Source organism: Serratia sp. TMDUHS_CL, assembly GCF_037137105.1.
Classification (GTDB): Bacteria; Pseudomonadota; Gammaproteobacteria; order Enterobacterales; family Enterobacteriaceae; genus Serratia; species Serratia nevei.
On the sequence record NZ_JBBBDV010000004.1, the window covers coordinates 142,119 to 164,975 of the forward strand.

27 protein-coding genes are annotated in these 22,857 nt (G+C 61.4%); 20 read left to right on the plus strand and 7 right to left on the minus strand.

The genetic code is table 11. The features are described 5' to 3' along the window. Positions 1-109 precede the first annotated feature (109 nt). On the plus strand, positions 110-574 hold the full coding sequence (gene nrdG, locus WCL58_RS10545) for an anaerobic ribonucleoside-triphosphate reductase-activating protein (RefSeq protein ID WP_308353239.1): 465 nt from the start codon (positions 110-112) through the stop codon (positions 572-574). 180 nt (positions 575-754) lie between these two features. Here nrdG and WCL58_RS10550 read toward each other — a convergent pair whose 3' ends face one another. The 3 genes from WCL58_RS10550 to WCL58_RS10560 form a co-directional block, all read right to left on the minus strand. Next, positions 755-1,756, minus strand: coding sequence for a hypothetical protein (locus WCL58_RS10550; RefSeq protein ID WP_336851117.1), 1,002 nt, complete (start codon positions 1,754-1,756; stop codon positions 755-757). A gap of 184 nt (positions 1,757-1,940) precedes the next feature. Beyond that, a complete protein-coding gene (locus tag WCL58_RS10555; protein WP_336851118.1) occupies positions 1,941-2,138 on the minus strand; it encodes a hypothetical protein in 198 nt (65 codons plus the stop codon). Positions 2,139-2,183: 45 nt separating this feature from the next. Beyond that, on the minus strand, positions 2,184-3,239 hold the full coding sequence (locus WCL58_RS10560; RefSeq protein ID WP_336851119.1) for a permease: 1,056 nt from the start codon (positions 3,237-3,239) through the stop codon (positions 2,184-2,186). Positions 3,240-3,466: 227 nt separating this feature from the next. Here WCL58_RS10560 and phnF point away from each other — a divergent pair, with 227 nt between their 5' ends. From phnF to phnP, 11 genes are read left to right on the plus strand one after another with little or no spacing between them, the layout of a single operon-like run. Further along, the gene (gene phnF / locus WCL58_RS10565; protein ID WP_336851120.1) at positions 3,467-4,195 is read left to right on the plus strand and encodes a phosphonate metabolism transcriptional regulator PhnF; all 729 of its coding nucleotides are present in this window, start codon (positions 3,467-3,469) and stop codon (positions 4,193-4,195) included. Further along, positions 4,196-4,639: a phosphonate C-P lyase system protein PhnG gene (phnG, locus tag WCL58_RS10570; protein ID WP_016929298.1), complete on the plus strand. Its 444-nt coding sequence runs from the start codon at positions 4,196-4,198 to the stop codon at positions 4,637-4,639. Positions 4,640-4,642: 3 nt separating this feature from the next. Then, positions 4,643-5,224 (plus strand): phosphonate C-P lyase system protein PhnH, encoded by a 582-nt coding sequence (gene phnH, locus WCL58_RS10575; RefSeq protein WP_336851122.1) that lies wholly within the window; start codon positions 4,643-4,645, stop codon positions 5,222-5,224. Beyond that, a complete protein-coding gene (locus tag WCL58_RS10580; RefSeq protein WP_336851124.1) occupies positions 5,224-6,309 on the plus strand; it encodes a carbon-phosphorus lyase complex subunit PhnI in 1,086 nt (361 codons plus the stop codon). The genes phnH and WCL58_RS10580 overlap by 1 nt, the downstream gene beginning before the upstream one ends. Continuing rightward, positions 6,302-7,162, plus strand: a complete 861-nt coding sequence (locus WCL58_RS10585) for an alpha-D-ribose 1-methylphosphonate 5-phosphate C-P-lyase PhnJ (RefSeq protein WP_016929301.1) — start codon at positions 6,302-6,304, stop codon at positions 7,160-7,162. Before WCL58_RS10580 ends, WCL58_RS10585 begins: the two co-directional genes overlap by 8 nt. Next, positions 7,162-7,950 (plus strand): phosphonate C-P lyase system protein PhnK, encoded by a 789-nt coding sequence (phnK, locus tag WCL58_RS10590; RefSeq protein WP_033636845.1) that lies wholly within the window; start codon positions 7,162-7,164, stop codon positions 7,948-7,950. Before WCL58_RS10585 ends, phnK begins: the two co-directional genes overlap by 1 nt. A gap of 16 nt (positions 7,951-7,966) precedes the next feature. Further along, positions 7,967-8,671 carry a phosphonate C-P lyase system protein PhnL gene (gene phnL / locus WCL58_RS10595; protein ID WP_063991586.1) on the plus strand — a complete coding sequence of 235 codons (705 nt, stop codon included), beginning with the start codon at positions 7,967-7,969 and terminating at the stop codon, positions 8,669-8,671. Then, positions 8,671-9,807, plus strand: coding sequence for an alpha-D-ribose 1-methylphosphonate 5-triphosphate diphosphatase (gene phnM / locus WCL58_RS10600; RefSeq protein WP_089186778.1), 1,137 nt, complete (start codon positions 8,671-8,673; stop codon positions 9,805-9,807). Before phnL ends, phnM begins: the two co-directional genes overlap by 1 nt. Next, complete coding sequence (gene phnN, locus WCL58_RS10605; protein WP_070913679.1) at positions 9,807-10,376, plus strand: ribose 1,5-bisphosphokinase; 570 nt, start codon at positions 9,807-9,809, stop codon at positions 10,374-10,376. The genes phnM and phnN overlap by 1 nt, the downstream gene beginning before the upstream one ends. Then, positions 10,373-10,975 (plus strand): DapH/DapD/GlmU-related protein, encoded by a 603-nt coding sequence (locus WCL58_RS10610; protein WP_147823170.1) that lies wholly within the window; start codon positions 10,373-10,375, stop codon positions 10,973-10,975. Before phnN ends, WCL58_RS10610 begins: the two co-directional genes overlap by 4 nt. Before the next feature lie 12 nt (positions 10,976-10,987). Then, positions 10,988-11,770 carry a phosphonate metabolism protein PhnP gene (gene phnP, locus WCL58_RS10615; protein WP_336851127.1) on the plus strand — a complete coding sequence of 261 codons (783 nt, stop codon included), beginning with the start codon at positions 10,988-10,990 and terminating at the stop codon, positions 11,768-11,770. On the opposite strand, the gene WCL58_RS10620 is transcribed toward phnP, so the two are convergent. Beyond that, positions 11,727-12,359, minus strand: coding sequence for an NAD(P)H-binding protein (locus WCL58_RS10620; RefSeq protein ID WP_049198715.1), 633 nt, complete (start codon positions 12,357-12,359; stop codon positions 11,727-11,729). The genes phnP and WCL58_RS10620 overlap by 44 nt on opposite strands. Before the next feature lie 30 nt (positions 12,360-12,389). After that, on the minus strand, positions 12,390-12,830 hold the full coding sequence (locus WCL58_RS10625) for a YhbP family protein (RefSeq protein WP_048321242.1): 441 nt from the start codon (positions 12,828-12,830) through the stop codon (positions 12,390-12,392). 433 nt (positions 12,831-13,263) lie between these two features. Here WCL58_RS10625 and speFL point away from each other — a divergent pair, with 433 nt between their 5' ends. The 4 genes from speFL (at position 13,264) to WCL58_RS10645 (ending at position 17,575) form a co-directional block, all read left to right on the plus strand. Further along, positions 13,264-13,368, plus strand: coding sequence for a leader peptide SpeFL (speFL, locus tag WCL58_RS10630; protein WP_004933443.1), 105 nt, complete (start codon positions 13,264-13,266; stop codon positions 13,366-13,368). Positions 13,369-13,641: 273 nt separating this feature from the next. Next, a complete protein-coding gene (speF, locus tag WCL58_RS10635) occupies positions 13,642-15,804 on the plus strand; it encodes an ornithine decarboxylase SpeF (protein WP_336851129.1) in 2,163 nt (720 codons plus the stop codon). Between the two features lie 62 nt (positions 15,805-15,866). Continuing rightward, positions 15,867-17,183: a putrescine-ornithine antiporter gene (gene potE / locus WCL58_RS10640; RefSeq protein ID WP_028127578.1), complete on the plus strand. Its 1,317-nt coding sequence runs from the start codon at positions 15,867-15,869 to the stop codon at positions 17,181-17,183. Between the two features lie 86 nt (positions 17,184-17,269). Beyond that, positions 17,270-17,575 carry a GIY-YIG nuclease family protein gene (locus WCL58_RS10645; RefSeq protein WP_180548047.1) on the plus strand — a complete coding sequence of 102 codons (306 nt, stop codon included), beginning with the start codon at positions 17,270-17,272 and terminating at the stop codon, positions 17,573-17,575. On the opposite strand, the gene WCL58_RS10650 is transcribed toward WCL58_RS10645, so the two are convergent. Both WCL58_RS10650 and ubiT read right to left on the minus strand, forming a co-directional pair. Next, positions 17,562-18,065, minus strand: a complete 504-nt coding sequence (locus tag WCL58_RS10650) for a GNAT family N-acetyltransferase (RefSeq protein WP_049201571.1) — start codon at positions 18,063-18,065, stop codon at positions 17,562-17,564. The genes WCL58_RS10645 and WCL58_RS10650 overlap by 14 nt on opposite strands. Continuing rightward, on the minus strand, positions 18,059-18,580 hold the full coding sequence (ubiT, locus tag WCL58_RS10655) for a ubiquinone anaerobic biosynthesis accessory factor UbiT (protein ID WP_039567957.1): 522 nt from the start codon (positions 18,578-18,580) through the stop codon (positions 18,059-18,061). Before ubiT ends, WCL58_RS10650 begins: the two co-directional genes overlap by 7 nt. Before the next feature lie 258 nt (positions 18,581-18,838). On the opposite strand from ubiT, the gene ubiU reads away from it, so the two are divergent. The 4 genes from ubiU to WCL58_RS10675 all read left to right on the plus strand — a co-directional run bounded on the left by ubiU (position 18,839) and on the right by WCL58_RS10675 (position 22,854). Next, entirely contained in the window at positions 18,839-19,834 is a 996-nt protein-coding gene (gene ubiU, locus WCL58_RS10660) for a ubiquinone anaerobic biosynthesis protein UbiU (RefSeq protein WP_048321239.1), read from the plus strand. 11 nt (positions 19,835-19,845) lie between these two features. After that, positions 19,846-20,724, plus strand: coding sequence for a U32 family peptidase (locus tag WCL58_RS10665; protein WP_336851131.1), 879 nt, complete (start codon positions 19,846-19,848; stop codon positions 20,722-20,724). A gap of 210 nt (positions 20,725-20,934) precedes the next feature. Further along, the gene (locus WCL58_RS10670) at positions 20,935-22,200 is read left to right on the plus strand and encodes a M24 family metallopeptidase (RefSeq protein WP_336851133.1); all 1,266 of its coding nucleotides are present in this window, start codon (positions 20,935-20,937) and stop codon (positions 22,198-22,200) included. Positions 22,201-22,218: 18 nt separating this feature from the next. After that, positions 22,219-22,854 carry a CerR family C-terminal domain-containing protein gene (locus tag WCL58_RS10675; RefSeq protein ID WP_038879112.1) on the plus strand — a complete coding sequence of 212 codons (636 nt, stop codon included), beginning with the start codon at positions 22,219-22,221 and terminating at the stop codon, positions 22,852-22,854. Positions 22,855-22,857: the final 3 nt, after the last annotated feature.

Here is a 22,857-nt window from a genome sequence, read left to right on the forward strand (position 1 = left end):
TGCCTTCGGGCAGTGCGCACCAACCGCAGCGTACACGCAGTACGTGAGGATTGGCAGCACTGCCCGGAGGCAAAATGGCCAGTAAAATAGCCTGATGGGCAGGCCTCACATGAATTATCACCAGTATTACCCAATCGACGTCGTCAACGGCCCCGGCACCCGCTGCACGCTGTTTGTCGCCGGCTGCGTGCACCAGTGCCCCGGCTGCTACAACAAAAGCACCTGGCGGCTCAACTCCGGCCAGCCGTTTACCCCGGCGCTGGAAGACCGCATCATCACCGATCTGAACGATTCGCGCGTGCCGCGCCAGGGGCTGTCGCTCTCCGGCGGCGATCCGCTGCATCCGGCCAACGTGCCGAGCATCCTAAAGCTGGTGAAACGGGTGCGCGCCGAGTGCCCCGGCAAGGATATCTGGCTGTGGACCGGCTACCGGCTGGCGGAGCTGGACGCGCAGCAAATGCAGGTGGTGGACAGGATCAACGTGTTGATCGACGGCAAGTTCGTGCAGGATTTGAAAGACCCGGCGCTGATTTGGCGCGGCAGCAGCAACCAGGTGGTGCATAGGTTGCGTTGAGTTAACAGAACATATTTCAACATGTGTTAGCTCTAGCTTGACTTCGCGCAGCTAGGGCACAGAGCCAATCTGACAGGCGGATCTGTGCCAAAAGCAGACGTTATTAACACTGTGGTGCGTTAATAATGTAGGGTAGAACAGCTCCCAGAGCTTTATACAAAAATAAAAGAGTTATTATTTCTATTCAACCTCAACTTTTTCGACAACAAAGCCATCTTTGCGGAAAAAATCCAAAACTCGTTCAATGTTGCCTATACCCCATTGATTGGATATGACTATTATTTCACCTGACTCGAGCTCAATAAGATCATCGTCATTCATATGGTATCTATTCTTTCTCTCATCACTAATACATTCAGCTAAAGCTATCGTACGATTTTTTATGACTCCAAATAATTTTTCCCTCAGTTCATCGAAGTTAGCAGGATTATTCTTCTCTATCCAATCAGTAAAGATCTCCAAAGCAAGATTCCTTTTATTTAGGACAAGTCCTTTGTATCTATAACTTGAGTAATCCTTTTCTGATTTTTTAGAGTTGGCAATCTGCTCTATACGCTTCTCTCTAAATCTAACTTGGTATTCGTTCAACTCGGGGACCGGTATTATCTGTTCAGCATTAATTAGAACCTCACCTTTAAAATTATAAGGTGTAATTTTCACGCAGCTAATATCAACACCTTTATCTCTTAACCAAATCGCCGTAGTAGTAAGTTCCTTACTAAATCCAGCCGATGCCAATATAACTTTTATATCTTTACCAAAGTCGACAAGCTCCGTATCTTGAAGCTCAACAAAGTCTAGTATTTTTTCTTTAGCATCAATATCAATATTATTTTTAGAAAGGTAGTCCTGATAATACTCACATGCTTTAGAAAAACTCATAGTAGATATCATCGCCGCATATCTTAATGCTTGGAGTTCCATATGAGCACCAAACTCATCACGTTTTAATTCTATTACTACAAGGTTTGCCTGTTTATCAATAGCTAATATATCAATCCTTCTCCGACTATCTTCCCAATCAGAAAATTCTTCGGCGATGACAAGACAATCGGGTGCCAATATGGTGATGTTATTTTTAATTGCCGCCTGCAAATCATAACGTTCTTGCAACCCCTCAATAGAAAACGAGGTTCTCTCTAAAGGTGTCAATATTTTGTTGGAAATGTTATATAATGCCACAAAAACTCCTTTTTAACCTAACTGAATATCACTAAATAAACCGTCAAATATCACCTCTTCTTATTAAGAAGATACCTCTAGTGTGACTTGTGCACCAATGAGAAATTCACGTATTCTCCCCGCTCAAAGCCGCCTGGCAATTCTATCTGTAGACGCTGCTAGCCCAACCCTGAACGAATCCCTCTCAACACCCCCACCGATAGCGCGCCGTGATTTTCGCTTTAAATAGAGCCATTCGTTTTTCTACCTCCGAATGGCTGAGATAAACCGCGGTGCCGTTTCTTAAACGTTCAAAGGCGGCATCTACCCTCTCACGCAACGCTTGCTCCAGCAGCATCGCCTCTACATCCATTTCAGGTTTATTCCGCTGTTCCATTTCCATCTCCTCCCTTGAGACAGCATCAGGCCACACATCAGCAACGGCAAGTTACACCAACCCCATCCCCACCACGCCGGTCAGTACGCCGCACAGCGCCACCAGCGCCGCCGTCAGGCACAGCGCCCGGGCGGAGAAGGCCTTGTTGAGCATCAGCAGCGAAGGCAGGCTGACCGCCGGCAGGGTCATCAGCAGCGCCAGCGCCGGGCCTGCGCCCATGCCCGCCAGCATCATGGTCTGCACGATCGGGATCTCCGCCGCGGTGGGGATAACGAACAGGCAGCCGACGATCGCCAGCGCGATGATCCACAGCAGGCTATTGTCGACGGCGCCGTCGGCGTGCGGGAACAGCCAGACCCGCGCTGCGCCCAGCGCCAGCACCGCCAGCACGTAGATCGGGATGGTCGACCAAAACAGCGCCCACAGCGCTTTGCCCCAGCGGGCGAGGAACGGCCGCTCATCGCTCTGCGCCGTCATCACCGGCGGCTGCGGCGTGGCGGGCTGCGGGTCGTTGGCGGTCACGCGCTGCACCAGCCAGGCGATGCCCAGCACCATCACCACGCCCGCCACCAGGCGGATAGCGGCGAACGGCCAACCGAGCACAAACCCCATGAATACCAGCGTCGCCGGGTTCAATACCGGGTTGGCGAGCCAAAAGGCCAGCGCGGCGCCGCTGGATACCGACTGGCGGCGCATGCCGGCGGCAACCGGCGCGGCGCAGCAGGTGCACATCATGCCCGGCAGCGCGATCAGCGCCCCCAGCACGGTGCCGGAAAAACGCCGGTGGCCGAGCGTGCGCGCCAGCCAGTCGCGCGGGATCAGCACCTGCACCAGCGAACCTAACAACACCCCGAGCAGCGCCGCCTTCCATACCGCGGTGAAGTAGACCAACGCGTACTGCCAGGCCGCCAGCCAGGGGCTCGCGGCGCCGTCAGCCAGGATCGATTTGCCGATCGAGTGGCTGTCCGCCGCCACGAAGGCCTTGCCGTAGTAAGGCTGCCATTTGACGTAGTAGAGGCCGACGGCCACCACCAGCAGAAACAGGATCGGTTTCCACAGCGGCCAGGCGCGTGGGGCGTGTTCAGGGGCGTTCAGAGGTTGCGGCATGGTAGCGGCCAGAGTCAGTCAACAAAGGCGCCAGCATAGCGCGCCGCCGCCGCCCGTGCACGCCCGGGCTGTCCTAAATAGTTCATCTGTTCGCCACCGACGCGTAACGCGATTGTCATCTGTGCCCGGCACCATGATGCCGACGTGAAGACCACAGGGTAGACGCCCGATGAAACGCACCGCTTACGCCTTCATCGCACAGCCATCGGTATGACGAGGTTTTTATTATGATGGAGTTATCTAGACATCCGACCACTTACCCCACCCGCTATCAGCAGATCGCCGCGCAGCTGGAACAGGAGCTGCGCACGCAGTACCGCTGCGGCGACTACCTGCCTTCGGAACAGCAACTGGCCGAGCGTTATCAGGTCAATCGCCACACCCTGCGCCGCGCGGTGGATCAGCTGGTAGAGCGCGGCTGGCTGCAGCGCCGCCACGGCGTCGGCATTCTGGTGCTGATGCGGCCTTACGACTACCCACTGCACGCCAATACCCGCTTCAGCCAGAACCTGTTCGAGCAGGGCAGCCACCCCACCAGTGAGCGCTTACTCGCTGTCTTGCGCCCGTGCAATGGGCATGTCGCCAGCGCGCTCTCGCGTGAAGAAGGCGAAATGGTGATCCACCTGCGCACCCTGCGCCGGGTCAACGGTGTGCCGATGAGCGTGATCGACCATTATCTGCCCGATCTGGACTGGTGGCCGGCGCTGCAGCAGTTCCACAGCGGTTCGCTGCACCAGTTTATCGAACAGCACCTCCAGCAGCAGCTGACCCGCCGCCAGACGCGCATCAGCGCGCGCCGCGCGCAGGCCAAAGAGAGCCGGCTGCTGGAGATCGCCACCCACGCGCCGCTGCTGTGCGTGCGCACCCTTAACGTCCGCAGCGGCGGCGAAGACGTGGCGGAATACTCCGTCAGCCTGGCCCGCGCCGACATGATTGAACTGACGATGGAGCACTGAATGCACGCCTTAGAGTCGAGACAACGCTGGATGTCGGTGCTGGCGCACAGCCGGCCCGAGCAGCTGCGCAGCCACTGGCAGGCGCTGAACCTCAGCCCGGGTTACCGCAGCATCCGCGCGCCGGAGATCGGCCTGGCCCAGCTGCAGGGGCGCATGGGAGCCACCGGCCGCCGCTTCGTGCTGGGGGACATGACGGTCACCCGCGCGGTGGTGCAGCTGGACAACGGCGGCTACGGCTACAGCTATATCGCCGGGCGCGACAAGGCGCACGCCGAGCTGTGCGCGCTGGCCGATGCGCTGCTGCAACAGCCGGAACACGGCGAACGCCTGCAACAACAGCTGATCGCGCCGCTGGCCGCGCTGCAGCACGAACAGCGCCAGCTGCGCGCCCGGGCCATCGCCGCCAGCCGGGTGGACTTCTTTACGCTGGTGCGAGGGGATTAAGCCATGAGTTTATTGACCGGCTTTGAGCAACCGATAGACCAATCGCAGCACGCTTTCCGTTTGATTCTTAAAGCCTTGAGCGAACCGGGCCACCGTGTGACGCTGCCGGCCGGCCCGGCCTGGGCGCCGCTGAACGCCGCCAGCACCGCCGCGCTGCTGACGCTGGCCGATCAGGAAACGCCGCTGCAGCTGTGCGCGGCGCTTAAAAGTGAGCAAGTGCTAACAAACATTCGTTTTCACAGCGGTGCGCCGCTGGCCACCACGGCGCAGGAGGTCTGTTTTGCCCTGTTCGATGAGCAGCTGCAGGCCGCCGATCTGCAGGCGTTGCCGCACGGCACGGAAATCTCGCCGGAGTTCGGCGCCACGGTCATCGTGCAGCTCAGCGAGCTGGAGAACGGCGCCGCGCTGCGCCTGACCGGCCCCGGCATCGAGAGCCAACGCCTGATTGCGCCACGCCTGCCGCCGGCGCTGCTGGATTATTTGGTCAACCGCCCGCAGCGCTTCCCGCTGGGGCTGGATATCTTGCTGACCTGCGGCGATCGCCTGCTGGCGATCCCGCGGACCACCCGCGTGGAGGTGTGCTGATGTACGTAGCGGTAAAAGGGGGCGAAAAAGCCATTGAGGCCGCCCATCAGCTGCAGGAACAGCTGCGGCGCGGCGACGACGCGCTGCTGGCGATCGGCGCGGAACAAATCGAACAGCAGCTGGGGCTGGCGGTGGATCGGGTGATGACCGAAGGCGGCATCTACGATCGCGAGCTGGCGGCGCTGGCCATCAAACAGGCCAGCGGCGATCTGGTGGAGGCGATCTTCCTGCTGCGCGCCTATCGCACCACCCTGCCGCGCCTGGCGGTCAGCGAGCCGCTGGCCAGCGAAAACATGCGGCTGGAGCGGCGCATCTCGGCGGTTTACAAGGACTTGCCCGGCGGGCAGGTGCTGGGGCCGACCTACGACTACACCCACCGGCTGCTGGACTTCGCGCTGCTGGCGGAAGGCGAGGCGCCGCGCGCGCCGCAGGCCGACGAACCACTGCCGGACAACTGCAGCCACGTGTTCGATCTATTGTGTCGCCAGCAGCTGGCGCGGGAGGAACAGGACGACGGCAGCGCGCCGGACGACATCACCCGCAACCCGCCGGTCTACCCCTGCTCGCGCTCAGCGCGCCTGCAGCAGCTGGTGCGCGGCGACGAAGGTTTTCTGCTGGCGCTCGGCTACGCCACCCAGCGCGGCTACGGCCGCAACCACCCGTTCGCCGGCGAGATCCGCACCGGCCACGTTTCGGTGGAGATCGTGCCTGAAGAGCTCGGTTTCGCCATCGACATCGGCGAAATCCTGCTGACCGAGTGCGAAATGGTCAACGGCTTCGTCGATCCAAAGGACCACCCGCCGCACTTCACCCGCGGTTACGGCCTGGTGTTCGGCCGCGCCGAACGCAAGGCGATGGCGATGGCGCTGGTAGATCGCGCATTGCAGAGCCCCGACTACGGCGAAGGCGTCGCCGGTCCGGCGCAGGACGAAGAGTTCGTGCTGGCCCACGCCGACAACGTCGAGGCCGCCGGGTTCGTCTCCCATCTCAAGCTGCCGCACTACGTCGACTTCCAGGCCGAACTGGAGCTGCTCAAGCGGCTGCGACAGGAATACAGCGAGCGTCAGGAGGCCCGCAATGAGTGAAGTATTGACCGGCTATAACCTCGGCTATCTGGACGAGCAGACCAAGCGCATGATCCGCCGCGCCATCCTGAAGGCGGTGGCGATCCCCGGCTATCAGGTGCCGTTCGGCGGCCGCGAGATGCCGATGCCCTACGGCTGGGGCACCGGCGGCATTCAGCTCACCGCCAGCGTCATCGGCCGCGCCGACGTGCTGAAGGTGATCGACCAGGGCGCCGACGACACCACCAACGCGGTGTCGATCCGCCGCTTCTTCCAGCGCGTCGCCGGGGTGGCCACCACCGAACGCACGCCGGAGGCCACGCTGATCCAGACCCGTCACCGCATTCCGGAAACCGCGCTGCGCGAAGACCAGATCCTGATCTATCAGGTGCCGATCCCGGAGCCGCTGCGCTTTATCGAACCGCGCGAAACCGAGACCCGCAAGATGCACGCACTGGAGGAGTACGGCGTGATGCAGGTGAAGCTGTATGAAGACATCGCGCGCTACGGCCATATCGCCACCACCTACGCCTACCCGGTGAAGGTCAACGATCGCTACGTGATGGATCCGTCGCCGATCCCGAAATTCGACAACCCGAAAATGCACATGATGCCGGCGCTGCAGCTGTTCGGCGCCGGGCGCGAGAAACGCATCTACGCCCTGCCGCCGTTCACCAAGGTGGAGAGCCTGGACTTCGACGACCATCCGTTCAGCGTGCAGCAGTGGGACGAACCCTGCGCGCTGTGCGGCTCGCGCCACAGCTATCTGGACGAAGTGGTGCTCGACGATCGGGGCAACCGCATGTTCGTCTGTTCGGACACCGACTACTGCCGGCAGCAGCTGGCGCAATCTTCGCAAGAGGCGCAGCACTGATGACTTCCACCCCTTTGAGCACCACCCCGCTGCTGTCGGTGAACCGGCTCACCCACCTGTACGCCCCCGGCAAGGGTTTCAGCGACGTGTCGTTCGACATCTACCCCGGTGAAGTGCTGGGCATCGTCGGCGAATCCGGCTCCGGCAAAACCACGCTGCTGAAATCGATCTCGGCGCGGCTGGCGCCGCAGCGCGGGCAGATCCTTTACCGCCCGCAGGCGGGCCAGGAGCACGACCTGTACGCCATGGCGGAGAGCGATCGCCGCCGCCTGCTGCGCACCGACTGGGGCGTGGTGCACCAGCACCCGCTCGACGGGCTGCGGCCGCAGGTCTCCGCCGGCGGCAACATCGGCGAGCGGCTGATGGCCATCGGCCAGCGCCACTATGGCGACATTCGCCGCCAGGCCGGCCAGTGGCTGGAAGACGTCGAAATCCCGCTGTCGCGCCTCGACGATCTGCCGACCACCTTCTCCGGCGGCATGCAGCAGCGGCTGCAGATCGCCCGCAATCTGGTCACCCACCCCAAGCTGGTGTTTATGGATGAGCCGACCGGCGGGCTGGACGTGTCGGTGCAGGCGCGCCTGCTCGATCTGCTGCGTAACCTGGTGGTGGAAATGCAGCTGGCGGCGGTGATCGTCACCCACGATCTCGGCGTGGCGCGGCTGCTGGCCCACCGCCTGCTGGTGATGAAACAGGGCGAAGTGGTGGAGAGCGGCCTTACCGACCGGGTGCTGGACGATCCGCACCATCCTTATACCCAGCTGCTGGTTTCTTCGGTGCTGTCGTAACCCAAGGCGATAACAGATGACTATGCAAATCCGAGTTGAACATCTCAGTAAAACCTTTGTGCTGCACCAGCAGTACGGCACCCGCCTGCCGGTGCTGCACGACGCCAACCTGACGGTCCACGGCGGCGAATGCGTGGTGCTGCACGGCCACTCCGGCAGCGGCAAATCCACCCTGCTGCGCTCGCTGTACGCCAACTACCTGCCGGACAGCGGCCATATCTGGATCAACCACCAGGGCGACTGGCTGGACATGGTCAGCGCCGATGCGCGCCAAATTCTGGCGGTGCGCCGCCATACGCTGGGCTGGGTCAGCCAGTTCCTGCGGGTGATCCCGCGCATCAGCGCGCTGGAGGTGGTGATGCAGCCGCTGCTGGAACAGGGCGTCGAGCGCGCCGAGTGCCGCGAACGCGCCGAAGCGCTGCTCACGGCGCTCAACGTGCCGCAGCGCCTGTGGCCGCTGGCGCCGTCCACCTTCTCCGGCGGCGAGCAGCAGCGGGTGAACATCGCGCGCGGCTTTATCGTCGATTACCCCATTCTGTTGCTGGACGAACCGACCGCCTCGCTCGACAGCCGCAACAGCGCGGCGGTGGTGCAGCTTATCGAACGCGCCAAGGCGCGCGGCGCGGCGATCGTCGGCATTTTTCACGATGAAGGCGTCCGCCAACAGGTCGCCGACCGGCTTTATGACATGCAGGCGCCGCAGGCGCTGGAGGCCCTCTGATGATCGTCAATAACGTTAAGCTGGTGCTGGATGACCAGGTGGTACAAGGCTCGCTGGAGGTGCAGGACGGCGTGATCCGCAGCTTCGCCGACGGCCCGAGCCGGCTGCCGCAGGCGCTGGACGGCGACGGCGGCTGGCTGCTGCCGGGGCTGATCGAACTGCATACCGACAACCTGGACAAGTTCTTTACCCCGCGCCCGAACGTTGACTGGCCGGCCCATTCGGCGATGAGCAGCCACGACGCGCTGATGGTGGCCAACGGCATCACCACGGTACTGGACGCGGTGGCGATCGGCGACGTGCGCGATGGCGGCCACCGGCTGGAAAACCTGCAGAAGATGATCGACGCGGTGATCCACAGCCAGCGCGCCGGGGTGAACCGCGCCGAGCACCGGCTGCACCTGCGCTGCGAGCTGCCGCACGAGAGCACGCTGCCGCTGTTCGAACAGCTGATGGACAAGCCGGGCGTGTCGCTGGTGTCGCTGATGGACCATTCGCCGGGCCAGCGCCAGTTCGCCTCACGCGAAAAATACCGCGAATACTATCAGGGCAAATACCACCTCAACGACCAGCAGATGAGCGAGTACGAGGAGGAGCAGGTCGCCCTGTCCGCCCGCTGGGCCGCGCCAAACCGCGAGGCGATCGCCGCCCACTGCCGCGCGCGCCGCATCTCGCTGGCCAGCCATGACGACGCCACCGCCGCGCACGTTGCCGAGTCCTGCGCGCTGGGCAGCGCCATTGCCGAGTTCCCCACCACCGAAGCGGCCGCCCGCGCCTCGCACCAGCAGGGCCTGCAGGTGCTGATGGGCGCGCCGAACATCGTGCGCGGCGGTTCCCACTCCGGCAACGTAGCGGCACACCACCTGGCGGCGCTGGGGGTGCTGGATATTCTCTCTTCCGATTATTACCCGGCCAGCCTGTTGGACGCGGCGTTTCGCCTCGCGGCGGACGAACGCAACGCTTACGACCTGCCCCAGGCGGTGCGCATGATCACCCGCAACCCGGCGCGGGCGCTGGATCTGCAGGATCGCGGCACCCTCGCCGAAGGGCTGCGGGCGGATCTGGTGCTGGCGCGGCCGCACGGCGAGCACGTTTACGTGCAGAACGTGTGGCGCCAGGGCAGGCAGGTGTTCTGATGGCGCGGCTCATCTATCTGATGGGGCCTTCCGGCGCAGGCAAGGACAGCCTGCTGGCCGCGCTGCGGGCCGACGCCGACCGCGCGCCGCTGGTGGCGCACCGTTACATCACCCGGCCGGCGGACGCCGGCTGCGAGAATCATATCGCGCTGAGCGAACCGGAATTTCTGCGCCGCCGCGCCAAGGGGCTGTTCGCGCTCGACTGGCAGGCGCATCAGCAGCACTACGCGTTCGGGATCGAAGTGGATCTTTGGCTGCTGCAGGGGATCGACGTGGCGGTCAACGGTTCGCGCGCCCACCTGCCGCAGGCGCAGCAGCGCTATGGTGCGCAGCTGCTGCCGGTGTGCCTGCAGGTCAGCACCGGGATCCTGCGCCGGCGCCTGCAGGATCGCGGGCGAGAAAGCGCCGAACAGATCGAGCAGCGGCTGGCGCGGGCGGCAGAATATCAGCAGAGTCTGCCCGCCGGCTGCCGGGTGCTGCACAACGATGGCCCACTCGACGACACCCTGGCGGCGCTGCTGGCGCTGCTGCCCACCCCTACCCGACAAGCTCAGGACGCGACGCCATGAACGACTTTGCCCAGCCGAAAATCGGCGACAACGTGACCCTTAACCGCACCCGGCTCGGCCAATATGTGCATCTGGCCGACGATGCGATCCTGGAAGAGGTGGACATGGGGGACTACTCCTACACCGCCGGGCACAACCAGATCTTTTACGCCACCATCGGCAAGTTCGTCTCCATCGCCTCCTATGCGCGCATCAATCCCGGCAACCACCCGACCTACCAGCGCATCGCGCAGCACCACTTTACCTACCGCGCCTCTGAATACGGGCTGGGGGAAGACGACGCGGCGTTCTTCGACTGGCGGCGCGAGCACCACGTCACCGTTGGCCACGACGTGTGGATCGGCCATAACGCCATCCTGATGCCGGGAGTCAGCGTCGGCAACGGCGCGGTGATCGGCAGCGCGGCGGTGGTCACCAAGGACGTGGAGCCCTACAGCATCGTCGCCGGCGTGGCGGCCAAGAAGATCGGCATGCGCTTTGACGACGCGCTGATAGAACGCATCGAACGCAGCCAGTGGTGGCACTGGGATCACGCTACGCTGCAGGCGCGGCTGGCGGATTTTCGCGACATCAACCGCTTTGCGCAGAAGTATCTTTAACGGAGGGGAGCGATGCAACTGACCTTTCTCGGCACCAGCGGCGCGCAGCAGGTGCCGGTGTTCGGCTGCGACTGCCCGATCTGCCAACGGGCGCGGCGCGAGCCGGCATTTCGGCGGCGAGCGTGCAGCGCCATGCTTAACTATCAGGGGGAAACGACCTTATTGGATGCGGGATTGCCGGCTTTGGAGCGGCAATTTTCGGCGGGGCAAATTCAACGTTTTTTACTGACACATTACCACATGGATCACGTTCAGGGGTTATTTCCTTTGCGTTGGGGGTGCGGAAATTCCATTCCGGTATATGGCCCGCCGGATGAACAGGGCTGCGACGACCTGTTCAAACACCCGGGCATTCTGGCGTTTCAGCCGCCGCTGGCGCCCTTTGCCACCGTCGAGCTGGGCGGCATGCGCATCACCCCGCTGCCGCTGCAACACTCCAAACTGACCCACGGCTATCTGATCCAGGCGGCGGGCGCTTCGCTGGCCTACCTGACCGACACCGTCGGCCTGCCGCCGGCCACCGCCGACTATCTGCAAAACGTGGCGCTGGATCTGCTGGTGCTCGATTGCAGCCTGCCGCCTCAGCCGCAGGCGCCGCGCAACCACAATGACCTGACCCGCGCGCAGGAGACGCAGCGGTTGCTGCAGCCCAAACGCACGCTGCTGACGCACATCAGCCATCATCTCGATCGGTGGCTGCTGGACAACGAACTGCCCGCCGGGCTGGAGCTGGCGTTCGATCACCTCAGCGTCAACCTCGGTAGCAGTGCAGCCGATCCGACTCCAGCACCCTGACCCCTTCGCCCGGCGTAAACGCCTGCTGCAGCAGCGTTTGCGCCACGTCTTTGGCGGAAACGGCGCGCCATTTGCCGGGCAGCAGCCTGAACAGCGGCAGCGTGAGGCGCTCCATCAGGCGCGGCGCAGGGCGATCCCCCACCAGCATGGAAGGCCGCACCAGCGTCAGGCGCGGCCAGTGCTGTTCGCGCAGCGCCTGCTCCATCTCGCCTTTGGTGCGGTTATACAGGAAGGTGGAATCCGCGTTGGCGCCCAGCGCGCTCACCACCAGACAGTGCTGCGCCCCCAAGCGGCGGCCGGTCAGCGCGCTCTCCACCACCAGTTGATAATCGACGTAGCGGAAGGCATCGGCGCTGCCCGCCGCCCGGCGGGTGGTGCCCAGGCAGCAGAACACCAGATCGACCGGCTGCTGCAGGCTACTCAGCAGCTCGAACAGCGCATCGCCGACCGGGTTGGTCAGCTTGCCGTGCGGCGGCAGCGGCGTGCGCGTCGGCGCCACGATGGCCGTTATCTGCGGATCGCTTTGCAACCGCTGCAGCAACTCGCGCCCCACCAGCCCGGTTGCGCCGACTAACAGTGCTCGCGCCATGCAATCTCCCGTTGTAATCAATACGTCGACTTAAAGTATAGACCGCGCCCAATGCAGCTTCTTGCCGAAGCCGAGGGTGTTGTCGGTCATCTTCACCTCGTGCAGATCCAGCCGCCAAACCGCGGCCTTCATCGCCCTGGCGATCGGGAAGCGCTTGCAGTAACGCGCGCGCGCCGCCTCGGCTTCTTCGCCGCTCAGCAGCACCGCCTCGGCGCGATACTGCACGCCGCGGATCAGCGCGATGCTTTTCGGCTTCGGCGCGATGGTGCCGACCACCCGGCCGTTGTTCAGCATCAGCCCGCCGTGGCGGGTGTGCGGTTCGGTCATCAGCCACAGCGCCATCGTCGCGGCGTCGAACACGTAAAAACAGTTGGCGCACCACATGTCGAGACCGTCGCCGGCGCACAGCGTCAAGACGTGTTGTTTGCCGATGAAATCCGCAATCTGCTGCCGTTGTTCTGGGGTATTCAAGGTTACTCGCCTCCCTGTTCACTCACTTCATCTTACCCTGCGTTGTTGAGGCGAGTCACAAATAACGATAATCATCAAAAACTAAAAATGAATATAAAAACACAATAAATGCATTTTTATTAATTTAAGCCCAAAGCGGATTTATAACATAAAAAATACAAGACGGATTTATTTGATCGTTATGCAACCGGTTAATCGCGCGATTTTATTTTTCCTATCCTGACGGCATGCAAAATTAGCGCACCGCCCCGGTACCGATTAGCAATTCGTTTACATGCCTGTTAGCCCGCCTGAACGCTGTTTATGCAACCCACTGCATAACAGGTGAATAGTTATTTATAAACACCGGCATTTATGTGACTTTCATCACGATTTCTAGCCCGCCTTGCGTTAAAATAGCGCCATCTTTTCACTCAGCAAGGTGGATTAGAAAATGGAAAACAATAACCGAAAAATGGCGCATATCAGGCGCACAACCCATATTATGATGATGGCTCATCGCAGCTGCTTTAGCTTCGCATTCTTCAACTACAGATAACCCTCCCCCTCGCTCTTACGCCGTTGATAAGAGTGTCATTGCGTTTTTATTTATTCTCCGCACGCCGGTGATAATATCGCTTTCTCGCTAACCGGGAAGGACACGCAATTCATTCTTAATTTCGGACAAGCGCATCCAAGCTAAATAAAACAGCGAACACAGTTAATGCCTTTCGGCATCGCTGGGTTCTCGCACACCTTTATTTTCGTGAAGGCGTTAACGGCAAATGGAATTATTTGCCGGCGGACTGCCTTTGCCTGAAGAATGAGAAAAATGAAAAAATTAAAAATTGCCGCCAACACCCAAACCCTCGGCTGCTTTGAAACTGAACGCGACATCGTCGATGTGCATCACAGCGATTTCAATGACGTCGCCGCCATCGTGCTGTCGGTAGACGACGTCACGCAAGGTATGTTGGCGCGCATCGAAGAGCACGGCCTGAACATTCCGCTGTTCGTCGCCGTGTGCTGCGAAGAAGAGCTGGATAACACCGTATTGCCGGCGCTGCACGGCGTGTTTGAGCTGTGCGGCAAGAATACCCAGTTCTACGGCAAACAGCTGGAGGCCGCCGCCGCCAAATATGAGAGCGAGCTGCTGCCACCGTTCTTCAACACGCTGACGCAATACGTAGAAATGGGCAACGCCACCTTCGCCTGCCCCGGCCACCAGGGCGGCGAGTTCTTCCGCAAACACCCGGCGGGCCGCCAGTTCTTCGACTTCTACGGCGAAACGCTTTTCCGCTCCGACATGTGCAACGCCGACGTCAAACTGGGCGATCTGTTGATCCACGAAGGCGCGCCTTGCGCCGCGCAGCAACACGCCGCCAAGGTGTTCAACGCCGACAAGACCTACTTCGTGCTCAACGGCACCTCGGCCTCGAACAAGGTGGCGACCAACGCCCTGCTGACGCGCGGCGATCTGGTGCTGTTCGACCGCAACAACCATAAATCCAACCACCACGGCGCGTTGATCCAGGCCGGCGCTACGCCGGTTTATCTGGAAACCGCCCGTAACCCGTTCGGCTTTATTGGCGGTATCGACGCGCACTGCTTCGACGAACGCTACCTGCGCCAACAGATCCGCGAAGTGGCGCCGGAACGCGCCAACGAAGCCCGCCCGTTCCGCCTGGCGATCATCCAGCTCGGCACCTACGACGGCACCATCTACAACGCCCGCCAGGTGGTCGACAAGATTGGCCACCTGTGCGATTACATCCTGTTCGACTCCGCCTGGGTAGGCTATGAGCAGTTCATTCCGATGATGAAAGACTGCTCGCCGCTGCTGCTGGAGCTGAACGAAAACGATCCCGGCATCATCGTCACCCAGTCGGTGCACAAACAGCAGGCCGGTTTCTCGCAGACCTCGCAGATCCACAAAAAAGATAAGCACATCAAGGGCCAGAACCGCTACTGCAACCACAAGCGCTTCAACAACGCCTTTATGCTGCATGCCTCCACCAGCCCGTTCTATCCGCTGTTCGCCGCGCTGGACGTCAATGCCAAGATGCACGAGGGCAAAAGCGGCCAGCGCCTGTGGCAGGAGTGCGTGCGCGTGGGGATCGAAGCGCGCAAAATGCTGCTGGATACCTGCACGATGATCAAACCGTTCGTGCCGGATCAGATCGACGGCAAACCGTGGCAGGCCTATGACACCGCGGCGATGGCCAACGATCTGCGCTTCTTCAACTTCGTGCCCGGCGAGAAATGGCACGCCTTTGAGGGCTATGCCGAATCGCAGTACTTCGTCGATCCGTGCAAACTGCTGCTCACCACGCCGGGCATCGATACCGCCACCGGCAGCTACAGCGAATTCGGCATCCCGGCGACCATTCTGGCCAACTACCTGCGCGAAAACGGCATCGTGCCGGAAAAATGCGATCTCAACTCGATCCTGTTCCTGCTGACGCCGGCGGAAGACATCGCCAAGATGCAGCATCTGGTGGCCCTGATCGCCCGCTTCGAGAAGCACATCGAGCAGAACTCCCTGCTCAGCGAGGTGCTGCCTGCGGTCTATAAAAACCACCAGCAACGCTACAAAAACTACACCATCCGCCAGCTGTGCCAGGAAATGCACGACCTTTACGTCAGCTACGACGTTAAAGAGCTGCAAAAAGAGATGTTCCGCAAAAGTTATTTCCCGCGCGTGGTGATGAATCCGCAGGACGCCAATACCGAGTTCGTGCGCGGCAATGTGGAATTGGTCTCGCTGGCTAAAGCCGAGGGCCGCATCGCCGCCGAAGGCGCCCTGCCTTACCCGCCGGGCGTGCTGTGCGTGGTACCCGGTGAAATTTGGGGCGGCGCCGCGCAGCGTTATTTCCTGGCATTGGAAGAAGGCATCAACTTATTGCCAGGATTCGCGCCGGAATTGCAGGGCGTTTATATCCAACAGGATGAGGACGGCTGGAACCGCGCTTATGGCTACGTCATGAAAAATTAATCACCTTACGGGGCGGCGATTATTTTCGCCGCCCGGATCGCATCCTAAAAGAGAAAATGATCATGAGTAAGTCCAATAATAAAATGGGGGTCGTGCAATTAACGATCCTGACCGCCGTGAATATGATGGGTTCCGGCATAATTATGCTGCCGACCAAGCTGGCCGAAGTGGGCACGATTTCGATCGTTTCCTGGCTGGTGACCGCCGTCGGCTCGATGGCACTGGCCTACGCGTTCGCCAAATGCGGCATGTTCAGCCGTAAATCCGGCGGCATGGGCGGCTACGCCGAATACGCCTTCGGCAAATCAGGCAACTTTATGGCGAACTACACCTACGGCGTTTCGCTGCTGATCGCCAACATCGCCATCGCCATTTCCGCCGTCGGCTACGGCACCGAGCTGTTTGGCGCTACGCTCAGCCCGCTCGGGATCTGTATCGCCACCATCGGCGTGCTGTGGCTGGCGACCGTCGCCAACTTCGGCGGTGCGCGCATCACCGGCAAAATCAGCGGCATCACCGTCTGGGGCGTGATCATTCCGGTGGTGGGCATCTCGGTCATCGGCTGGTACTGGTTCAGCGGCAGCGCCTACGTCGCCGCCTGGAACCCACATCAGGTGCCGACCTTCGAAGCCATCGGCGCCTCGATCTCAATGACCCTGTGGGCGTTCCTGGGGCTGGAATCCGCCTGTGCCAACACCGACGTGGTGGAAAACCCGGAGCGCAACGTGCCGATCGCCGTACTGGGCGGCACCCTCAGCGCGGCGGTGATCTATATCGTTTCGACCAACGTGATCGCCGGCATCGTGCCGAACATGGATCTGGCCAACTCCACCGCCCCGTTCGGGCTGGCGTTCTCGCACATGTTCAACCCAACGGTCGGCAAGATCATCATGGCGTTGATGGTCATGTCCTGCGTCGGCTCGCTGCTCGGCTGGCAGTTCACCATCGCTCAGGTGTTCAAATCCTCCGCCGACAGCGGCTTCTTCCCGAAAATCTTCTCCAAGCTGAGCAAGGCCGACGCGCCGGTTAAAGGCATGCTGACCATCGTCGTCATCCAGAGCGGCCTGTCGCTGATGACCATCAGCCCGTCGCTGAACAAGCAGTTCAACGTGCTGGTGAACCTGGCGGTGGTGACCAACATCATCCCTTACATCCTGTCGATGGCGGCGCTGGTCATTATTCAGAAAGTGGCGAAGGTGCCGGACAACAAGGCGCGCATCGCCAATATCATCGCAGGTATCGGCGCGCTGTACAGCTTCTATGCGCTCTACAGCTCCGGTGAAGAAGCGATGATGTGGGGCGCCATCGCCACCTTCCTCGGCTGGACGCTGTACGGCATCGTCTCGCCGCGCTTCGAGCTGGCGGGAAAAAAGGGGTAAAGCGGTAAGGCACCGGCGGCCGGGGATGGGATTGTGATGGCGAACATGCCATTATACGCCGACCCTGGCCACCGAAACGGCGTACGATGACCGACACTTCCCCCACTCTCTGGCACCTCTACATGCTGCGTCTACCGAGCGGCATGCTGTATACCGGCATCACCACCGACGTGGCGCGCCGCCTGGCGCAGCATCAGGCCGGCAAAGGCGCCAAGGCGCTGCGCGGCAAAGGGGAATTAACGCTGGCGTTTCACTGCCAGGTGGGGGATCGCTCAACGGCGCTGAAGCTGGAATACCGCGTCAAACAGCTGAGCAAAATACAAAAAGAGCGGCTGGTGAATCACCCGCCGCTGTCGTTGGAGTATCTATTGCCGATCGTTAAAAGCGATTAAACGGCGCAGAAAAAGCCACTTCGCCGCTGACGCCATTCAGGGCATCTTCCGCCAGCGGATACACCTGAAACGCGCTTTCCGTGTCCGGCCAGCGGCAGTGCAGGCCATAGGCGGCGGCCGGTTTAAAGCCGAAGCGGCCGTAGTAGGCCGGCTCGCCCAGCACCACCACCGCAGCGTAGCTGAATTCGTTCAGCGAATCCAAGCCTTCGTACACCAGCTTTTCAGCCAGCCCCTGGCGGCGCAGGCTTTCGTCTACCGCCAGCGGCGCCAGCGCCACCCATTGGCGGTCTTCGCCGGCCACGTCCACCGGGCTGAACGCGGCGTAACCCACTACCCCGCCTTCGTCGTCAGTGGCGACCACGCCCAGCGTCAGCAGGCCGTCTTCGCGCAGCTGCTGCACCAGATCGGCTTCGTCATCGCGGCCAAAGGCGCGGCGCAGCAAGGCATCGATGCCCGCCGCGTCTACCGGGATCTCTACGCGGATCAGCATGATACCGCCACACGGGAAGCCGACGCCGTGCCCTCCTGCAACCCTGCTTCGACAAAATCAGCCAACTGCAACAGCCCCATGCGCAGCGGCGCGGGCATGCTTTCCAGCTCGATGGCGTCCATCAAATTTTTCACATACAGGCCCAATTCGGTATCCCCTTCAATCTGCAGCCGACGCTGAAAGAACAGCGTATCCGGATCTTGCTTGCGCGCCGCGATCAGGATCAGATCGTTGGCGTCGCCGCTGAAGCTGACGTCCGCCTCGGCGTGCTGGCTGACCACCAGTTTGTCGTTTTCTACCGTCATAAACCATTGTAGCGCCAGATCGCGAACTTCGATCTTCAACCAGCGCGATTCGAGAAATTCCAGATCGCCATCCGCCAACGCCTGGCGGAACTGCCAGCTCAGCACCTGTTGCAGCAGCTGGCGCTGCAGGGCGAACGGCGTGAATTTCAGCGGGATGCGCAGCAGCGACGGCCCCTGGCGCACAAGGCGTGCTCGTAGTTGTTCCAACACGGTCATCCACTCCTTTCAATACGGACTACCGCTATTTTGCCACACTGGCACGCGGCTTCAGCGGTCTATATCAACAAATAGTGCATTTCACCGCCATGTTTATCAATACGCCATAAGCTGCCTCAAATCAAAACCTGTGTGCGCCCCTTTGCCTAAAATGGCCTCCCCGATTCGCGTTTGCCGGCGGAACACCGCCGTCGGCAACCTTTAAAGACAGCGTGCGCCCGGCCGGGCGCACGGCTAAGCCAGGATAAATCTATGGAGCTGCTTTGTCCCGCCGGCAACCTGCCGGCCCTGAAGGCCGCGGTGGATAACGGTGCCGACGCCGTTTACATCGGTCTGAAAGACGATACCAACGCGCGCCACTTCGCCGGCCTCAACTTCACCGAGAAAAAGCTGCAGGAAGCGGTCGATTACGTGCATCGCCACGGCCGCAAGCTGCATATCGCCATCAACACCTTCGCCCATCCCGACGGCTACGCCCGCTGGCAGCGCGCGGTGGATATGGCGGCCCAGCTGGGCGCCGACGCACTGATTCTGGCGGATTTGGCGATGCTGGAATACGCCGCCCAGCGCTACCCGCAGCTGGAGCGCCATGTTTCGGTGCAGGCCTCCGCCACCAACGAAGAGGCGATCCGTTTCTACCAGCGCAACTTCGACGTGGGCCGGGTGGTGCTGCCGCGCGTGCTGTCGATGCATCAGGTGAAACAGCTGGCGCGCACCAGCCCGGTGCCGCTGGAAGTGTTTGCCTTCGGCAGCCTGTGCATCATGGCCGAGGGGCGCTGCTATCTCTCTTCCTACCTGACCGGCGAGTCGCCGAACACCGTCGGCGCCTGTTCACCGGCGCGCTTCGTGCGCTGGCAGCAAACCCCGCAGGGCATGGAGTCGCGCCTGAACGACGTGCTGATCGACCGCTATCAGGATCATGAAAACGCCGGTTACCCGACGCTGTGCAAGGGCCGCTATCTGGTGGACGACGTGCGCTACCACGCGCTGGAAGAGCCCACCAGCCTCAATACGCTGGAGCTGCTGCCGGAGCTGCTGGCCGCCAACATCGCCTCGGTGAAGATCGAAGGCCGCCAGCGCAGCCCGGCTTACGTCAGCCAGGTGGCGCGCGTCTGGCGCCAGGCGATCGACCGCTGCCAGGCCGATCCGGCCGCCTACCGCGCCGACGCCGCCTGGATGGAGACGCTGGGCGCGATGTCCGAGGGCACCCAGACCACGCTGGGCGCCTATCACCGCAAATGGCAGTAGCCGGAGGAAACATGAAATACGCACTGGGGCCGGTACTCTACTACTGGCCGAAAAACGACATCGCGGCGTTCTATCAACAGGCGGCGGAGAGCAGCGCCGACATCATTTACCTCGGCGAGAGCGTCTGCACCAAGCGGCGCGAGATGAAGGTCGGCGATTGGCTGGCGCTGGCGCGCGAGATCGCCCGCAGCGGCAAGCAGGTGGTGATCTCCACGCTGGCGCTGCTGCAGGCGCCGTCCGAGTTGAATGAGCTGAAACGCTATGTGGAGAACGGCGAGTTCCTGTTTGAAGCCAACGATCTAGGCGCGGTGAACATGGCGGCGGAACGCGGTCTGCCGTTCGTCGCCGGCCATGCGCTGAACTGCTACAACGCCTATACCCTGCGCCTGCTGCGCCGCCAGGGCATGATGCGCTGGTGCATGCCGGTCGAACTTTCACGCGATTGGCTGGCCAACCTGCTGACGCAGTGCGACGAGCTGGGCTTCCGCCACGATTTCGAGGTGGAGGTGCTGAGCTACGGCCACCTGCCGCTGGCCTATTCGGCGCGCTGCTTCACCGCCCGCTCGGAGAACCGCGGCAAGGACGAGTGCGAAACCTGCTGCATCAAGTATCCGCAGGGCCGCATGATGCGCTCGCAGGAACAGCAGCAGGTGTTCGTGCTCAACGGCATCCAGACCATGAGCGGCTACTGCTACAACCTCGGCAACGAGCTGCCGAGCATGCAGGGGCTGGTGGACATCGTGCGGCTGTCGCCGCAGGGCGCCGAGACGCTGGCGCAAATCGATGCCTTCCGCGCCAACGAACGCGGCGAGCAGCCGCTGGCCTTGACCGACCATGCCGACTGCAACGGCTACTGGCGCCGCGTGGCGGGGCTGGAGTTGGTGTCTTAGCGAGGTAAGCGCCGGCGGCGCTCTGTCGCCGGTATCGGTTTACGCTGCACGTTTTCTCCTGTTTTATCTGCAACATGGCTCACCTGGCCGCCTTCAATCCCACACATTACGCACCGTTATCTGTCTTGTTCACTGTGAATCCTTGATTAATTCATTTGAATGAATTAATTTTTTGGGTGACATTCCATAAATGAGATGAGGAGTAACGAGATGCTGACACGCCCTGAACCGTTATCTCTGGCCGAGCGCGACCGCCGCTGGCAGCTGGCGCGGGACATTATGCAGACGGAAGACCTTGCGGCCCTGATCGTATACGGCGACCGAGAAGCCGCCGCCCCAGCCGGTTTCGCACCAGATTGCTACTTCACCAACGACCGTCCCGGTTCGATCGTCGTTTTCGTCGGCGATGAATCGCCGCGCATCTACACCTTCGCTTCGATGATGGTAGCCGACCACCTGCAGGCCTCGTTGCGCGGCGATCTGCAATGGATCGGCGCGGAACAGCTGTTCGTCGGTAAAACCGGTCGCGATGTCGGCGCCTGGCTGGCCGAGCGCCGTTTAGCGGGAACCCGCATCGGCATCATCGGGCTGGAACCCTATCCCCCCTTCTACTTCGACGGCGCCATGCCCGCTCGCACGCTGCAGGGGTTGACGGAGGCGCTCCCAACGGCCAATTGGATACCGGTCTACCGCGAATTCTTCCGGCGCGCCTCGGTAAAAAGCGAGGAGGAATTGCGGCTGGTGCGCTATGCCGCACACATCGGCGAAACCATGAGCGAAACATTGCGTGCCACCGCCAGACCCGGCGTTTCCGAAGCCGATCTGGTGGCAGCGGTGACGGCAACCTGCTTCTCAATGGGCGGTTATACAGCAGAGCTGCTGTTGGGATCCGGCCCCGAATACGTCGGTTGGGGGCCACCTGCCTGGCAATATCGCGCCCAGGCGCCACGGGTTCTGCAAGAAGGCGATTTGGTGCTGTCGGAGATCTTCGCCCTATACGGTATGATGGAAACCCAGCATCAGGCCGCTATCGCCATCGGCGAGGTACACCCCGATATTCTGCACGCTGCGGCGATCGCCAGAGCGAGTTATGAGGCGGGATTGGGCGCGCTACGAACGGGTAACACCTTCGGCGATGTAGTCGACGCCATGGAGCAACCGTTGCTGGCCGCCGGCGGCTGGCACGTGCATCCGCTGATCCATAGCCTTAATCCCTATGGCCCGGTCGGTTTCGGCACCGCGCCCGGCATCGAGTCTCTCCCCGAAGCCGCCCGCTATGCGCAGCTCAGGCGTTTGCCTACCGTGGGGCGTGAACTGCCGCTGCAAGCAGGCATGTGCTTCGCTTTCGAACCCAACTGTGCTTTCGGTAGGCATATGGCCAACATCGGCGGTACGGTATTGGTCGGTGAAACAGGCGGCGTGGCACTGAATGAGAACTCAACCCGGCTGATGTTCGCAGGCGGCTCACATCGATAATCAGGAGACAATGTTTCAATGCAGAATCAGGACAGGCTCAATGAGCGTACCCGCGAAACCCAGGAACGTCTTATCCGGGCAGGCTTGAGCCTGTTCAGCAAACATGGACTCGAAGGCGTGCGCACCCGCCAACTGGCCGAAGCGGCGGGGGTGAATCAGTCCGCCATTCCCTATCATTTTGGCGGCAAGGAGGGCGTCTATCTGGCAGTGCTGGAACATGTAGCCGGTAGCATTGTCGCCCATTTAGCCTTGCCGCGCCGCCTGCTCGCCGGGCAAACGCCGGCGGAAGCATTACGGACATTGATGCAAGATTTCGTCACCGCCTTGCTGGGCTCGGAAACCTCTGCGGCAAGCAGCCTGTTGTTGGCGCGAGAACAGCTCCAGCCCAGTGCCGATTTCGATGCCCTGCATACCTGTTTATTCTCACCGCTGCATCACACCGTGAGCGAGCTGGTCACGGCGATCCGCAGCGACCAACCTGACCTGAAAGAGAATATCCTGCGCGCGCACGCTGTTCTCGGCCAGGCGTTGTCCTTCGCCGTCGCGCGCGAGGCGCTATTGCGAAGGCTGGGAGAAAACGCGCTGTCGCCACAGGAGATCGCGCAGATCGCCACTCTGGTTGGCACGATGTCAGTCGCCGCCGCGCAAGGCTGAACG

Bases quoted from the DNA above. Each gene is read 5' to 3' on its own strand.
- nrdG (WP_308353239.1), top strand. From the start codon at position 110: ATGAATTATCACCAGTATTACCCAATCGACGTCGTCAACGGCCCCGGC.
- WCL58_RS10555 (WP_336851118.1), bottom strand. From the start codon at position 2,138: ATGGAAATGGAACAGCGGAATAAACCTGAAATGGATGTAGAGGCGATG.
- WCL58_RS10560 (WP_336851119.1), bottom strand. From the start codon at position 3,239: ATGCCGCAACCTCTGAACGCCCCTGAACACGCCCCACGCGCCTGGCCG.
- phnF (WP_336851120.1), top strand. From the start codon at position 3,467: ATGATGGAGTTATCTAGACATCCGACCACTTACCCCACCCGCTATCAG.
- phnG (WP_016929298.1), top strand. From the start codon at position 4,196: ATGCACGCCTTAGAGTCGAGACAACGCTGGATGTCGGTGCTGGCGCAC.
- phnH (WP_336851122.1), top strand. From the start codon at position 4,643: ATGAGTTTATTGACCGGCTTTGAGCAACCGATAGACCAATCGCAGCAC.
- WCL58_RS10580 (WP_336851124.1), top strand. From the start codon at position 5,224: ATGTACGTAGCGGTAAAAGGGGGCGAAAAAGCCATTGAGGCCGCCCAT.
- WCL58_RS10585 (WP_016929301.1), top strand. From the start codon at position 6,302: ATGAGTGAAGTATTGACCGGCTATAACCTCGGCTATCTGGACGAGCAG.
- phnK (WP_033636845.1), top strand. From the start codon at position 7,162: ATGACTTCCACCCCTTTGAGCACCACCCCGCTGCTGTCGGTGAACCGG.
- phnL (WP_063991586.1), top strand. From the start codon at position 7,967: ATGACTATGCAAATCCGAGTTGAACATCTCAGTAAAACCTTTGTGCTG.
- phnM (WP_089186778.1), top strand. From the start codon at position 8,671: ATGATCGTCAATAACGTTAAGCTGGTGCTGGATGACCAGGTGGTACAA.
- phnN (WP_070913679.1), top strand. From the start codon at position 9,807: ATGGCGCGGCTCATCTATCTGATGGGGCCTTCCGGCGCAGGCAAGGAC.
- WCL58_RS10610 (WP_147823170.1), top strand. From the start codon at position 10,373: ATGAACGACTTTGCCCAGCCGAAAATCGGCGACAACGTGACCCTTAAC.
- phnP (WP_336851127.1), top strand. From the start codon at position 10,988: ATGCAACTGACCTTTCTCGGCACCAGCGGCGCGCAGCAGGTGCCGGTG.
- WCL58_RS10620 (WP_049198715.1), bottom strand. From the start codon at position 12,359: ATGGCGCGAGCACTGTTAGTCGGCGCAACCGGGCTGGTGGGGCGCGAG.
- speFL (WP_004933443.1), top strand. From the start codon at position 13,264: ATGGAAAACAATAACCGAAAAATGGCGCATATCAGGCGCACAACCCAT.
- speF (WP_336851129.1), top strand. From the start codon at position 13,642: ATGAAAAAATTAAAAATTGCCGCCAACACCCAAACCCTCGGCTGCTTT.
- potE (WP_028127578.1), top strand. From the start codon at position 15,867: ATGAGTAAGTCCAATAATAAAATGGGGGTCGTGCAATTAACGATCCTG.
- WCL58_RS10645 (WP_180548047.1), top strand. From the start codon at position 17,270: ATGACCGACACTTCCCCCACTCTCTGGCACCTCTACATGCTGCGTCTA.
- WCL58_RS10650 (WP_049201571.1), bottom strand. From the start codon at position 18,065: ATGCTGATCCGCGTAGAGATCCCGGTAGACGCGGCGGGCATCGATGCC.
- ubiU (WP_048321239.1), top strand. From the start codon at position 18,839: ATGGAGCTGCTTTGTCCCGCCGGCAACCTGCCGGCCCTGAAGGCCGCG.
- WCL58_RS10665 (WP_336851131.1), top strand. From the start codon at position 19,846: ATGAAATACGCACTGGGGCCGGTACTCTACTACTGGCCGAAAAACGAC.
- WCL58_RS10670 (WP_336851133.1), top strand. From the start codon at position 20,935: ATGCTGACACGCCCTGAACCGTTATCTCTGGCCGAGCGCGACCGCCGC.
- WCL58_RS10675 (WP_038879112.1), top strand. From the start codon at position 22,219: ATGCAGAATCAGGACAGGCTCAATGAGCGTACCCGCGAAACCCAGGAA.